The organism is Mesorhizobium sp. BHbdii (assembly GCF_053848045.1).
Map to the genome: position 1 here is coordinate 1,519,139 of NZ_JBSPKX010000001.1, position 13,822 is coordinate 1,532,960.

A 13,822-nucleotide genomic window follows, 5' to 3' on the forward strand; every position below is an offset into this window, starting at 1 on the left:
ATCGAAATCATGAATATACGAGGCTGCAGTTCGGCGAATGGTTCATTTGGATGGTTCACGGGGCTTTCGATACGTTTCTTTCGCATCGAACAGCGGCCTGCTCCCATCGCTGGCAAGCGTCCCCTTGCCGTCGATCAGTCCCACCGTCCGATAAAAGCAGGAACGCCGGCCGGTGTGGCAGGTTGCGTCGTGGCCCATCACTTTGACGCGCAACCATATGGCGTCCTGGTCACAATCCGTGAGCATCTCGACAACGTTCTGGACATTCCCGGACGTTTCGCCCTTCTTCCACAGAGCGTTGCGCGAGCGCGACCAGTAGTGGGCGATTCCGGTTTCCAGCGTCAGCGCCAGCGCTTCGGCATTCATATGCGCGACCATCAGCAGCATGCCGTGGTCGGCATCGGTGACGACGACGGTGACGAGGCCGCTGGCATCGAAGCGCGGCGAAAAAACCGTGCTTTCTTCTAGTGCTTTCTTGTCTGATGGAGCTTTCGGGAATTTCAGTTCCGACATCGCCGGTCCTTGTTCAGAGCCTTACCCACTTCTCGGGATCATGGCTAGCGACCGGCGACGATCGTTCAGCCCCTGCCGCCACGCACCATTGTGACGAAACGGACCTGTTCCTCGGGCGTGTCCTTGAAGACGCCGGTGAAGGTCGAGGTCAGCGTGGTGGAGCCTTCCTTGCGGATGCCGCGCATGGCCATGCACATATGCTCGGCTTCGACCATGACGGCGACGCCGCGCGGATTGAGCACGTCCTGGATGACGCCGGCGATCTGCGCGGTCATGGCTTCCTGGGTCTGCAGTCGCTGGGCGAATATATCGACGACGCGCGCGATCTTGGACAGGCCGACAACCTTGCCGTCCGGCAGATAGCCGACATGCGCCTTGCCGATGATCGGCACCATGTGGTGCTCGCAATGCGAATGGAACGTTATATCCTTGACGAGGACAAGGTCATCATAGCCGGCGACTTCCTCGAAGGTGCGGCCGAGTTCCTCGGCCGGGCACTTGTCGTAGCCGCCGAACATTTCGCGATAGGCCTTCACCACACGCTTCGGCGTATCGACCAGGCCCTCCCGGTCCGGATTGTCGCCGGTCCAGCGCAACAGCGTGCGAACCGCGGCCTCGGCTTCGGCTTCGGTCGGCCGATCGGTGAGCGGCTTTTCCATGTAGGCGGAAGGGGGCATGAATTTCTTGATGACGGCATCCATAAAGGCGTCTCCCGTAGTTCCCCTCTCAGGAGGAACGAGTTGAACGGACCACGACCTTTCGGGTGTTAGAAACGTGCCCTGTTTCCAGCCCGTAAGCGGCGTGAACTGATTTGAGCAAGGACGAGGCTGTTGGTTACCTTGTCCATACCCGACTACCAGCATTATATATGATCGTGCCGAGCGAAAGGAAGACCGTCAGCGGCAATCGCTGTTCGCTCGGCGGCGACGGATTGGAAAAATATGATCGACGAAGTCTACAATGCGAAAATTCTGGGGTTTGCCGGAAATATCGCGCGGATCGGCCGGCTCGACCGTCCCGATGCAACCGCGCGCGCGCATTCCAAGCTGTGCGGCTCGACCGTGACTGTCGATCTGAAGATGGATGACGGCGTCGTCACCGATTTCGCCCATGATGTGAAGGCCTGTGCGCTTGGCCAGGCTTCGTCCTCGATCATGGCGCAACATGTCATCGGCGCCAGCGCGGGCGAATTGCGCGCTGTGCGCGAGACGATGCTGAAGATGTTAAAGGAAAACGGCGCGCCGCCCGAAGGCCGCTTCGCCGACCTCAGATATTTAGAACCGGTGCGCGATTATAAGGCGCGCCATGCCTCGACCATGCTGACCTTCGATGCGGTGGTCGACGCGATCGGCCAGATCGAGAAGAAGCGCGCCGAACAGGCGGCTTAGCCGTCAAATGGCGACCGATCACACGCACCAGCATCAGAGGCCGCGGTACACGCGCAACTGGCCCGGCCCCTGGCGCAAGACGCCCGGCCGAATCCTCGGCACGACGCTTGTGCGCTTTTACCAGTTGACGCTGTCCGGCTTTGTCGGCAATTCCTGCCGGCATCTGCCGACCTGTTCCGAATACGCACATGAGGCAATCGCCCGCCATGGATTATGGGCCGGCGGCTGGATGGGGTTTTTCAGGGTGCTGCGCTGCGGGCCGGGCGGAACACACGGCATTGATCGTGTGCCGGATGTGCTGGCCGATCGCTATGTCTGGTTCGCGCCCTTGCGGTACTGGCGGATCGGAAAAAAACGCAGTGACGCGGAAAGCTGATCCCGGTAGAGGGGCTCGGTAATCGGGCAGATCTTTACGACTTGCTAACCTTAACCCCATGTTGCGTATTTAAGACAAAATCGAGACAAGACGCCTCGCTAAAGCCGCTCCTGACATGCCTCAGGAGAGATTGCCAAATGCGCCAGATTGACCGCCGTCCATTCGTTTTCGCATTGGTTATCTACCTTCTGGCTTGGCTGTTGGGTTTTCCGATCCGTGCTCAATCCGCGCCGCTGAAGGACGTTGAATGCACGCTGATCCTGGATGCTGACAGCGGCGAAACTCTGTATCGGCAAGGGGTTTGTGACCAACGCTTCAGTCCCGCCTCGACATTCAAGGTCCCATTGTCGCTGATCGGCTACGACGCCGGGATCCTGATCGACGAGCACACGCCGGCATGGGATTACAAGCCGGAGTTCAATGCGGTGAAGCGGGACCAGAAAACCGTCGACCCGACGATCTGGGAAAAGGACTCGGTGCTGTGGTTTTCGCAGGAAATCACCCGCCGGCTCGGCAGCGAGCGGTTCGCCGGCTACGTGTCGAAATTCGACTACGGCAACACCGATGTATCCGGCAATGCCGGCAAGAATGATGGCCTCACCCGGTCCTGGGTGAATTCTTCTCTCAGGATATCGCCGGTCGAACAGGTGAATTTCCTGCGCCGCTTGCTTGCCCGCAAACTGCCGGTTTCGGACAAGGCCCATGCGATGACCGAGGCGATCTTGCCGACCTTCCAGGCAGGTGGCTGGACGGTGCAGGGCAAGACCGGGACTACGGGGCTTCGCAACGACGCCGACAAGGTCAACCGCTCGCTTGGCTGGTTTGTCGGCTGGGCGCAAAGTGACGGCCGCAAGATCGTCTTTGCCCGCCTGGTGGTCGACACGAAACGATCGGACACGCCCAAGGGCCTCAGGACGCGGGCGATGTTCATGAAAGAGCTGCCGAATCTCGTCAAACAAAACTAAGTGATCGGCCATTCGCCTTTACGGCACGGGAATCTGCCCATAAAAGACTGCCGCCGGACGCATCCGGCATTTCACCACCCGCGCTCGTTTGCGGGACTGGATAGGAGAACTTCATGCTGAATTCCGTTTCCCTGACATTTCCCGATGGCTCAGTCCGCGACTACGAGGCGGCGATGACCGGCGCCGGCCTGGCGGAATCGATCTCGAAGTCGCTGGCCAAGAAAGCCGTCGCCTACAGCATCGACGGCGTGGTGCGCGATCTTTCCGACCCGCTCGGCAAGTCCGGCAAGGTCGAGATCATCACCCGCGAAGACCCGCGCGCGCTGGAGCTCATCCGTCACGACGCAGCGCACGTGCTGGCCGAAGCCGTGCAGGAATTGTGGCCGGGTACGCAGGTGACCATCGGCCCGGTGATCGAGAACGGGTTCTACTATGATTTTGCCCGCAACGAGCCGTTCACGCCGGACGATTTTCCGGTGATCGAGAAGAAGATGCGCGAGATCATCGCGCGCAACAAGCCATTCACCAAAGAGGTGTGGTCGCGCGAGAAGGCGAAAAAAATCTTCGCCGACAAGGGCGAGCGCTACAAGCTGGAACTGATTGACGCAATTCCCGACGATCAGGACCTCAAGATCTATGCGCAGGGCGACTGGTTCGACCTCTGCCGCGGCCCGCACATGGCCTCGACCGGCCAGATCGGAAGCGCCTTCAAGCTGATGAAGGTGGCCGGCGCCTATTGGCGCGGCGACAGCAACAACCCGATGCTGACCCGCATCTACGGCACGGCCTGGGCCGACCAGGCGCAGCTCGATGCCTACCAGATGATGCTGGAGGAAGCCGAAAAGCGCGATCACCGGAAGCTCGGCCGCGAGATGGACCTGTTCCATTTCCAGGAAGAGGGGCCGGGCGTCGTCTTCTGGCACGCCAAGGGCTGGAGAATGTTCCAGAACCTGGTCAACTACATGCGCCGTCGCCTCGACGACCTCGGTTATCAGGAAGTCAACGCTCCGCAAGTGCTCGACAACTCGCTGTGGGAGACTTCAGGCCACTGGGGCTGGTACAGGGACAATATGTTCAAGGTGACGGTTGCCGGCGACGACACTGATGACGACCGCGTCTTCGCGCTGAAGCCGATGAACTGTCCCGGCCATGTCCAAATCTTCAAGCATGGATTGAAGTCATACCGAGATCTGCCTGTAAGATTGGCTGAATTCGGCGCCGTTCATCGCTATGAGCCGTCCGGCGCGCTGCACGGGCTGATGCGCGTGCGCGGCTTTACTCAGGACGATGCCCACATCTTCTGCACCGAGGAACAGCTCGCCGACGAGTGCATCAAGATCAACGACCTGATCCTGTCGACCTACGCAGACTTCGGCTTCGACGAAATCACCGTCAAGCTGGCGACCCGCCCCGAAAAACGCGTCGGCACCGACGCGATGTGGGATCATGCCGAGGGTGTGCTGCAGGACGTGCTCGACAAGATCGCGGCGCGGTCGGGCAACCGGATCAAGACGGGCGTCAATCCGGGCGAGGGCACGTTCTACGGGCCGAAGTTCGAATATGTGCTGCGCGACGCCATCGGCCGCGACTGGCAATGCGGCACCACGCAGGTCGACTTCAACTTGCCGGAACGTTTCGGGGCCTTCTACATCGGCTCCGATTCGGAAAAGAAGCAGCCGGTGATGGTGCATCGCGCCATCTGCGGTTCGATGGAGCGCTTCCTCGGCATCCTGATCGAGAATTACTCGGGCCATTTCCCGCTGTGGTTCGCACCGCTGCAGGTGGTGGTGGCAACGATCACCTCCGATGCCGACGATTACGCGCAAAAGGTCGTCGCGCAGTTGAAGGCGGCCGGACTGTTGGCGGAAGCCGATCTTCGCAACGAGAAGATCAACTACAAGGTCCGCGAGCACTCGCTGGCCAAGGTTCCGGTCATCCTCGTCTGCGGCAAGCGCGAGGCGGAGGAGGAGACGGTCAATATCCGCCGGCTCGGCTCGCGAGATCAGGAGTCGCTCAGCCTTGGCCAGGCGGTGGCAACGCTTACGGAAGAGGCCGTGACGCCCGACCGCAAGCGCAAACGAGCCGCCTGAGTTCAGCCAGATCATCGGGAAATGGCGGTGGAGCGATCCACCGCCATTTTCACATGCCGCTATTTCACATGCCCGCTATTTTCATATGCTTGTCACGCCAGCCTTGTAACGAGCCCTCATGCTCAAGCTGAAGATGCGCGAAAGACCGTTTCCCGAGCTTTCCTACGCCAGCCCGCATCAGCCGGCATTGACGCGCTGGTTCATCCATTCCATCGAAGGCCTGTCTGGCCGCGATCGCTTCGCGGCCCTCTATGACTCTTGGCGCCGCCATGTGGTGCCGGCCGGCGAGCGTGTGTTCAGCCGCATGCTGGAGCTGATCGATGTCCAGGTGCGGACCACCGGCCAATGGCCCCCGGCAAAATTGCCTGATACGCCGCTGGTGATCGTGGCCAACCATCCGTTCGGTATCGGCGACGGCATTGCGGTGCTCTCGCTGGCTGAGCAGCTTCGGCGCCCGTTCCGTGTCATGATCCACAAGGACTTGCTCAAGATCCGCGAGATGGAGCCCTATTCGCTGCCGATCGACTTTTCCGAGACCAAGGACGCGCTGAAGAACAACATGGCGGTGCGCCATGAGGCGGTGCGGTTGCTGAAAGAGGGCGTCATCATCGTCATCTTCCCCGCGGGCGGCGTCGCCACCGCGCCAAAGGGTTTTGGACGGGCGCGTGATCTGCCGTGGAAAATGTTTCCGGCCCGTCTCGTCCAGGATGCCAAGGCATCGGTTGTCCCAATGCACTTTTCCGGCCAGAACGGGCGGCTGTTCCACCTGGTCAGCGGACCAATGAACATGGCCGAGCGCGACGGGCGTGTGGCGAAGTTAGTCGGGAGGGCTTCTCTGACGCTGCGCATTTCCCTGCTCATCCACGAATTCGCGCGGCTGTCGGGCAAATCGATCGACGTGCGCATCGGTGACGTGTTGGGACGGGATGAACTGGAGCCGCTGCGCGACCGCAAGGCTTTGCTCGACCGCCTCCATCGTGGCGTTTTCGATCTGGCGCCGGCCGAACCGCGCGGCCGCGGCCAATTCCTGCCGCGACACATACGCAAGGCAGCCTGATCGACAAATAATAGGCTGCTGGACCCGAATCTACACGGCAGTGTCCGGACGGGTCAGTCCGCGCCTTCCTCGGGATCCATCGCCGATGCCTCCGTGGCCAGAACCTCGACTTCCTTGTTCTGCCCGGCCACGACGGTAAAATCCTTCTGGTAGATGCGGTCGCGGTTCTTGGCGATGATGGTGTAGTCGCCTTCGGCAAGCACCATCGAAGCAAAGGCGCCAACGGTTTCCTTGATGGGATCGCCGGATTCGTTGAGCAACGACCAGGAGGTGTCGGCGATCGCCTCTCCACCCGGCTCGCGTACCAGCTTCATGGTCATCTCCGCCGCACGGTGCTCGACGGCCGCTTCGGTCAGCTTGCCGGCTTCGACGCGGATGTCGGAGCGGATGACCGCATTCACCGAGCCATAGGTCGAGACGACGTGGTAGACGCCCGCGTTCAGCCGCACGACGCTGTTCGGCTCGACATCGGGTATGATCAGGGCGCGATCGTGATTGGCCTCGGCTTGGCCTTCATAGATCGAAAACCGCAGTTTCTTCGGCGGTATGCGCACCCCGCCCGACAGTACGGCATCGAGCTTGAGCCCGCCGGCATCGAGCACGAGGCTTTCGCGCTTGGCGTCGTTGCCGACGGTGATGCGCTTGGTGGCGCCGGCCCGGCCGTAGGAGGCATGGACCAGATAGCTGCCGGGCTCGAGCTGGAACACCGCGCTGCCGCCATGGGCGGAAGCGACCATCGGCAGCTTGCCGTCGCCGGTCGGTTCAGGCTTGAAGACGCGCCAGACGATGCCGCGCGTGATGTCGGCACCCTTGTCGGTCAATTGCGCCGACAGCGTGATTGCCCCACTGCTCCCCGATGCCAGTGGTATCTCGCTTTTCGGAGGCGCATAGCTCGAAATTCCGGGAAGTTTCAGATCACCGAGGCCGTTCGCATCCTGCGCGACCGCAAGCGAAACCGGCACCATGAACAGTGCGGCAGCGAGCCAGATCAGGAAAAGACGCAATGTCCCCTCAAACATGCCTTGCGTTGAAGCCCAAGGCGGTGGCAATTTCAAGGCTTAAGAGTCCGATCGGCTTCTGCTAGATGGCTCTTTGTCCGGCGCGCCGCGCCAATGCCCGAGCCGCCCGATGTCCCGATGGTGCGCTTCAGCTCAAATTCCAAGGAGACTTGCGCCCATGGCGTCGCCGATCATCGACTTTCTGCTGACCCGAAATTCCGCGCCGATCCCGGAGTTGAAGGAACCGGCGCCCAGCGACGCTGACATCGCGACGATGATTGCCGCCGCCTCGCGGGTGCCAGACCACGGCCGGCTCGAGCCCTGGCGTTTCATCCTCTACCGGGGTGAGGCACGCGTCGAGATCGGCAAGAAGCTGGCGGCACTTGCCGAACAGCGCGAAGGGCCGCTGCCAGAAGGCCGCCACAACCAGGAACTGACACGCTTTTCACGCGCGCCCCTGGTGATCGGCGTGGTGTCGAGCCCGAAGGAAAATCCAAAAATCCCACAATGGGAGATGTTCCTGTCGGGCGGCATGGCGGCGATGAACCTGATGATATCAGCCAATGCGCTGGGCTATGGCACCAACATGATCAGCAACTGGTATTCCGATGTGCCGGAGGGCAGGGCGATCCTGGGGCTGGCGCCGCATGAGCGCGTCGTCGGCTTTGTCCATATCGGTTCCTATCAGGGGCCGGCGCCGGAGCGGCCCCGGCCTGATCCGGCAAAGCTCTATGCCGACTATGCAGGGCCGTGGGTGGGCTGAATGTTCTACGAGCCGGCAAAGGGGCATGGGCTGCCGCATGACCCGTCCAAGGCGATCGTGGCGCCACGGCCGATCGGCTGGATCTCGACGGTGAACAAGGCCGGCGAGATCAACCTCGCCCCCTATTCCTTCTTCAATGCTTTTTCGACGCGGCCCTTCATCGTCTGGTTTTCGTCCGAAGGCGAGAAGGACAGCGCTACCTTCGCCGAAGAGACGGGCGAGTTCGTCGCCAACCTCGTCAGCCGCGATCTTGCTGAAAAAATGGTCCGCACGGCGGTCGATGCGCCGCGCGGCGTGACCGAATTCGACTATGCCGATCTCACAATGGCGCCGTCGCGTCTGGTTGCGCCGCCCCGCGTCGCGGCAGCGCCCGCGGCGCTTGAATGCCGGGTGACTGAGATCTTGCGGCCAAAGGCGCTGGACGGGACGCTGACCAGCGCCATCGTCGTTGCCGGCGAAGTCGTCGGTGTGCATATCGACGATGCATTCCTGAAAGACGGCATCTTCGATATCGTCAGGGCGGGCAATGTCGCCCGTCTCGGCTACATGGATTATGCCAGCGTCAGCGAGATCTTTTCGATGCGCCGGCCTCGCTGGGGAAAGGATTAGGGCTGGAGAAAGATTAGGGCTGGCAAAAGATCAGGTGGAAATCCCTGCCGCCCTGGCTCGCGCCACAAGCCGCTCTGCCAGCCGCAGATGCGGCCGGTCGTACATTTTGCCATCGATGCCGACGACGCCGGGATTTCCAGCCGCCTCGAATGCCTGAACGATCGCCAGGGAGTGTTTCACCGCCGCGGTCGACGGCGTGAAGGCAGCGTTGATGACCGGCACTTGCGCCGGATGGACTGCCATCTTGCCGGTGAACCCGTCGCGCTCTGCCTCGGCGCATTCCGCCTCGAAGCCGGCCATGTGGCGAAAGTGCGGAAAAACCGTGTCGATCGCCGCGACTTCCGCGGCAGCCGCGGCAAGGATGGTCATGGTGCGGGCGAAGCGGAACACATCGGTGTAGCGGCCATTCTCGTCGCGGGCCGTGCGCGCACCGATTGCTGCCGAGAGGTCTTCCGCACCCCAGGTCAAGCCGACAAGCCGCGCGCTTGCGTTGGCGTAGGTCGCAGCCGCCAGCACGCCGGCAGCTGTTTCGGTGATGATCGGCAGGATTTTTATCGCACCATCCGGCAGCCCGCTTTCGGCCTCGTGCACCCTGAGCTTTGCCGAGAGATGCTGGACATCCTGTCCGCTATTCGACTTCGGCAGCATGATCCCGTTGGGTTTCACCGGCACGAGCGCCGCCAGATCGTCATCGGTCAGGCCGGTCGAGAGATCGTTGATGCGGACATAGATCGCGGACCTGGTTTGATTCCTGTGTTCGGGGATGAAGCGTGCGGCGATATCGCGTGCCAAGGCCTTGTTTTGTGGCGCGACCGAATCCTCGAGATCGACGATGACCGCGTCGGCGCCGGCGCCAAACGCGTTCTCCAGCTTCTTTTCGGAATCGCCTGGAACGAACAGCAGCGAGCGCATCGGTCAGGCCGCCTTCTTCTTCATCATCATCGCCTGCCTCGTGCATTTGGCGACGAGCACGTCGTTCTGATTGTAGGCGCGGTGCTCGAATTCGATGATACCGCGGTCCGGCTTCGACCTGGAGTCGCGCACCGACACCACCGTCGTCTCGACGCGGATGGTGTCGCCGTGGAAGACCGGATGCGGAAACACCGTCTCCCTCATGCCGAGATTGGCGATGGTGGTGCCGACGGTGATGTCGTTCACCGAAATGCCGATCATCAAGCCCAGCGTGAACAGCGAATTGACCAGCGGCTTGCCCCATTCGCTCTTGGCGGCGAAGTCGAAATCGATGTGTAGCGGTTGCGGGTTCAGCGTCATTACCGAAAACAGCATGTTGTCGCTTTCGGTGACGGTTTTCCGCAGCGTGTGCCGGAAGACATGGCCGACAACGAACTCTTCCAGATAAAGCCCGGCCATGCTCGATCTCCTCCGCTGCCGCATCGGCCTGAAAATCGGAATCGATGTTCGGAAAGCACGATGCGAAGATTCAAAGTGTCAGAGCGTACTTCTGTGCGTCCGCTCTAAGAGGTTGATAGGCGCTGCATACCGCGCTCGCAAGCCAGTTAACAAACATGGTGAACCGTTCGTAAACCATTTCTGCCTACGGTCTTCACTGGGGCGGGAACGGACTCGGGTTAGGGGCGTAGCGGACGGCATGGTTGTTTCGCATTTCCTGAAATGGATCTACACGGCCAAGGTTTCGGAGCGCGCTGCTGCGGCAAGCGCTCTGGCTCGCGCCTACATCAATGCCGATTTGCCTTTCGAGGACCGCTGCGCGGCGGAGGCTGCGCTGACGCTGCTGCTCGACGATGCTTCGTCGAAAGTGCGGCTGGCGATCGCAGAGGCGCTGTCGATGAGCCATCACGCGCCGCTGCAGATCATCAGCGCGCTGGCGTCCGATCAACCGGAAGTTGCAAGCCTGGTGCTGGCACGTTCTCCGCTGCTGACCGATGCCGATCTGATCGACCGCGTTGCCGGTGGCCAAAAGGCGACGCAGAAACTGATCGCCGATCGTGCGCGCGTCTCCATGGCGGTCGCCGCGGCGATCGCCGAAATCGGCGAACCGGAAGCCTGCGCCACGCTTCTCGCCAACAGCGGCGCCGACATCGCTTCGCTCAGCTTCCGCCGTATCGCCGAACGCCATGGCCATCTGTCTTCGGTGCGCGAAGCGCTGATATCAGACGCGCGTCTGCCCGCCGACTGCCGGCATATGCTGCTGATAAAACTTGGTGAAACGCTCAAAGGTTCGCCGCTGGTGCTGGCGTTGATGGGCCGTGCCAGAGCCGAGCGCGTCATGCGCGACGCCTGCGTCAAGGCTTCCGTGACGCTGATCGAAGGCACGCGCCAGGAGGAACATGCGGCGCTCATCGAGCATCTGCGCCTGCGCGGCGACCTGACCGCAAGTTTCATCATTCGCACCATCGCGCATGGCAAGGTCGATTTCTTCGGCTCGGCGCTGGTCGCGCTCAGCCAGCAATCCGAACAACGGGTAAGAGCGCTGCTGGCCGGCGGGCACGATGTGGCGCTGCAGGCGCTGTTCCGCAGCGCCGGCCTTGCCACGGCTACGCATGGGATCATCGTGCGCGCGCTGAAGATCTGGCGCGAGGTCGCCAATGGCAAGCGCCTGGCCGGCGTCCAGGAAGTCAGCTGGCTGATGCTGAAGGAACTGGGCGGGCAGTCCGCCGAAGGCGATCTCGCCGGATTGGTCAAATCGATCCATCTCGATGCGCTGCGCGAAAACGCGCGCGGCCATGCGCTGGCGATCGCGGCGGCTTAGACCTTATCCTTCGCGAAAAAATCCGGGAAATCCTCGATAGCGGCGGCGACGATGCGCAACGAGGCTGCAATCTGCAACATGTCGGCCGCCTTGCTTCGCCAGCGATGGCAGCCGCATACTGCCTTGCAACGGTGACGGTCGCCGTTTGTGGCTCGCCGATCAGAAGATGCTCAGATATCCAGAACTTCGGTCTCGGCGAATTCCGCACGTTCCTGGATGAAGCGGAAGCGGGCTTCCGGCTTGGTGCCCATCAGCGCGTCGACCGCGTCCTTGGTCGCCGCCTCGGCGTCGATCACATCGACCCTGAGCAGCGTGCGCTTCCTCGGGTCCATAGTGGTTTCCTTGAGCTGGGCGGCCATCATTTCGCCCAACCCCTTGAAGCGGCCGATTTCGACCTTGCCGCGCCCGGTGAACTCAGTGCGCAGAAGTTCGTCCTTGTGCGCATCGTCGCGGGCATAGGCGACCTTGCCGCCTTGCCGGATCGAGTAGAGCGGCGGCACCGCCAGGTAGAGGTGGCCGCCGCGGACCAGGCTCGGCATCTCCTGATAGAAGAAGGTGATCAGCAACGAAGCGATGTGGGCGCCGTCGACGTCGGCGTCGGTCATGATGATGACCCGGTCGTAGCGCAGATCCTGATCGCGGTATTTTGACCGCGTGCCACAGCCAAGCGCCTGGATCAGGTCGGAAATCTGCTGGTTGCCGGCCAGCTTATCGTTGCCGGCGCTGGCGACGTTGAGGATCTTGCCGCGCAGCGGCAGCACCGCCTGGCTGGCGCGGTCGCGCGCCTGTTTCGCCGAGCCGCCGGCCGAATCGCCCTCGACGATGAAGAGTTCGGCGCCGGCCGCGGCATTCTGCGTGCAGTCGGCGAGCTTGCCGGGCAGCCGCAGCTTGCGCACCGCGCTCTTGCGCGAGACTTCCTTTTCCTGGCGCCGGCGCACCCGCTCGTCGGCACGCGCGATCACCCATTCGAGCAGCTTCGAAGCTTCCTGCGGATTATCGGCCAGCCAGTGATCGAAGGGGTCGCGGATGGCGGTCTCGACGATCCTGATCGCTTCGATCGTGGCCAGCCTATCCTTGGTCTGACCGACGAATTCCGGCTCGCGGATGAACACCGACAGCATGCCTGCCGCTGAGATCATGACGTCTTCCGACGTGACGATCGAAGCACGCTTGTTGCCGACCAGATCGGCATAGGCACGCAAGCCGCGCGTCAAGACATTGCGGAAGCCGGCCTCGTGCGTGCCGCCTTCGCCGGTCGGAATGGTGTTGCAGTAGGAATTGAGGAACCCGTCGCCGCCGAACCAGGTCACCGCCCATTCGAGCGAACCGTGGCCGCCTTGCCTGTCGCTTTTGCCGGCAAAAATTTCGCGGGTGACCTGGAATTCGTCGCCGAGCGAGGCTTTCAGATAGTCCTTGAGGCCACCGGGAAAATGGAACTCGTCCTTAGCCGGCGTCGTGTCCTTCTCCTTGATCAGTGACGGATCGCAGGTCCAGCGGATCTCGACGCCGCCGAACAGATAGGCCTTCGAGCGCGTCATGCGGTAGAGCCGCGCCGGCTCGAACGCCGCACCCTTGCCGAAGATCTGCTCGTCGGGATGGAAGCGTATCCTGGTGCCGCGCCGGTTATGCACCTCGCCGAGTTGCTCCAGGCCGGTTACCGGAACGCCGCGCGAAAAACGCTGGCGATAGAGCTGGCGCCCGCGCGCGACCTCGACCTCGAGATGGTCCGACAGTGCGTTGACGACGGAGACGCCGACGCCGTGCAGGCCGCCCGAGGTTTCGTAGACCTTGCTGTCGAACTTGCCGCCCGAATGCAGCGTCGTCATGATGACTTCGAGCGCCGGCTTCTTGAATTTCGGATGCGGATCGACCGGAATGCCGCGGCCATTGTCGGTCACCGCCAGATATCCATCGGCCGATAGCTCGACATCGATGAAGGTCGCGTGGCCGGCGACCGCCTCGTCCATCGAATTGTCGATGACCTCGGCGAACAAATGGTGCATAGCCTTGTCGTCGGTGCCGCCGATATACATTCCGGGCCGCCGCCGCACCGGCTCCAGCCCTTCCAGAACCTCGATGTCGGCGGCGCTATAGCTCTCGCTGCCGTCGCGGGATGCCGGGCGCTTCGCCGCCTGCACCAGCGGGTCGGCCGGGCGAGCGGTGGCGCGAACCGGTTGCGACTGCTTGTCCATAGTGCCGAAAAGATCGTTGTTGTCGTCCATGCTGGTCCTGGATTCCGATGCTGCGAATCACCATCCGATACTGCCACGCTTTTTGCGGGCAGGCGACGGAGGTTCCTGTTACGTTCGAGGATAGGGCTCTTACTGCAAAA

General features: G+C 62.0%; 14 protein-coding genes. 8 read left to right on the top strand and 6 right to left on the bottom strand.

Annotated elements, in window-relative coordinates:
- Positions 1-42: 42 nt before the first annotated feature.
- Together hisI and folE are read right to left on the bottom strand one after the other, a co-directional pair.
- Positions 43-513: a phosphoribosyl-AMP cyclohydrolase gene (hisI, locus tag ACWTU8_RS07390; protein WP_455847603.1), complete on the bottom strand. Its 471-nt coding sequence runs from the start codon at positions 511-513 to the stop codon at positions 43-45.
- A gap of 65 nt (positions 514-578) precedes the next feature.
- Positions 579-1,214: a GTP cyclohydrolase I FolE gene (folE, locus tag ACWTU8_RS07395; protein WP_455847604.1), complete on the bottom strand. Its 636-nt coding sequence runs from the start codon at positions 1,212-1,214 to the stop codon at positions 579-581.
- A 240-nt stretch (positions 1,215-1,454) separates the two neighbouring features.
- On the opposite strand from folE, the gene ACWTU8_RS07400 reads away from it, so the two are divergent.
- The 5 genes from ACWTU8_RS07400 to ACWTU8_RS07420 all read left to right on the top strand — a co-directional run bounded on the left by ACWTU8_RS07400 (position 1,455) and on the right by ACWTU8_RS07420 (position 6,389).
- Positions 1,455-1,901, top strand: coding sequence for an iron-sulfur cluster assembly scaffold protein (locus tag ACWTU8_RS07400; RefSeq protein WP_455847605.1), 447 nt, complete (start codon positions 1,455-1,457; stop codon positions 1,899-1,901).
- 7 nt (positions 1,902-1,908) lie between these two features.
- A complete protein-coding gene (yidD, locus tag ACWTU8_RS07405) occupies positions 1,909-2,277 on the top strand; it encodes a membrane protein insertion efficiency factor YidD (RefSeq protein ID WP_455847606.1) in 369 nt (122 codons plus the stop codon).
- Between the two features lie 137 nt (positions 2,278-2,414).
- The gene (blaOXA, locus tag ACWTU8_RS07410) at positions 2,415-3,242 is read left to right on the top strand and encodes a class D beta-lactamase (protein WP_455847607.1); all 828 of its coding nucleotides are present in this window, start codon (positions 2,415-2,417) and stop codon (positions 3,240-3,242) included.
- Between the two features lie 113 nt (positions 3,243-3,355).
- Positions 3,356-5,332: a threonine--tRNA ligase gene (gene thrS / locus ACWTU8_RS07415; RefSeq protein WP_455847608.1), complete on the top strand. Its 1,977-nt coding sequence runs from the start codon at positions 3,356-3,358 to the stop codon at positions 5,330-5,332.
- Between the two features lie 118 nt (positions 5,333-5,450).
- Entirely contained in the window at positions 5,451-6,389 is a 939-nt protein-coding gene (locus tag ACWTU8_RS07420; RefSeq protein WP_455847609.1) for a lysophospholipid acyltransferase family protein, read from the top strand.
- Between the two features lie 53 nt (positions 6,390-6,442).
- Here ACWTU8_RS07420 and ACWTU8_RS07425 read toward each other — a convergent pair whose 3' ends face one another.
- Positions 6,443-7,408, bottom strand: coding sequence for a hypothetical protein (locus ACWTU8_RS07425; protein WP_455847610.1), 966 nt, complete (start codon positions 7,406-7,408; stop codon positions 6,443-6,445).
- Positions 7,409-7,565: 157 nt separating this feature from the next.
- Between ACWTU8_RS07425 and ACWTU8_RS07430 the strand changes: the two genes are divergently transcribed.
- A complete protein-coding gene (locus ACWTU8_RS07430) occupies positions 7,566-8,150 on the top strand; it encodes a nitroreductase family protein (RefSeq protein WP_455847611.1) in 585 nt (194 codons plus the stop codon).
- Positions 8,151-8,759: a flavin reductase family protein gene (locus ACWTU8_RS07435; protein ID WP_455847612.1), complete on the top strand. Its 609-nt coding sequence runs from the start codon at positions 8,151-8,153 to the stop codon at positions 8,757-8,759. It begins immediately after the preceding gene.
- Between the two features lie 30 nt (positions 8,760-8,789).
- On the opposite strand, the gene ACWTU8_RS07440 is transcribed toward ACWTU8_RS07435, so the two are convergent.
- Both ACWTU8_RS07440 and ACWTU8_RS07445 read right to left on the bottom strand, forming a co-directional pair.
- On the bottom strand, positions 8,790-9,671 hold the full coding sequence (locus tag ACWTU8_RS07440; RefSeq protein ID WP_455847613.1) for an HpcH/HpaI aldolase/citrate lyase family protein: 882 nt from the start codon (positions 9,669-9,671) through the stop codon (positions 8,790-8,792).
- A gap of 3 nt (positions 9,672-9,674) precedes the next feature.
- Positions 9,675-10,154, bottom strand: coding sequence for a MaoC family dehydratase (locus tag ACWTU8_RS07445; RefSeq protein ID WP_455847614.1), 480 nt, complete (start codon positions 10,152-10,154; stop codon positions 9,675-9,677).
- Between the two features lie 214 nt (positions 10,155-10,368).
- Here ACWTU8_RS07445 and ACWTU8_RS07450 point away from each other — a divergent pair, with 214 nt between their 5' ends.
- Entirely contained in the window at positions 10,369-11,490 is a 1,122-nt protein-coding gene (locus ACWTU8_RS07450) for a DUF2336 domain-containing protein (RefSeq protein ID WP_455847615.1), read from the top strand.
- Between the two features lie 170 nt (positions 11,491-11,660).
- On the opposite strand, the gene parE is transcribed toward ACWTU8_RS07450, so the two are convergent.
- Positions 11,661-13,712, bottom strand: a complete 2,052-nt coding sequence (gene parE, locus ACWTU8_RS07455) for a DNA topoisomerase IV subunit B (RefSeq protein ID WP_455847616.1) — start codon at positions 13,710-13,712, stop codon at positions 11,661-11,663.
- Positions 13,713-13,822 lie beyond the last annotated feature (110 nt).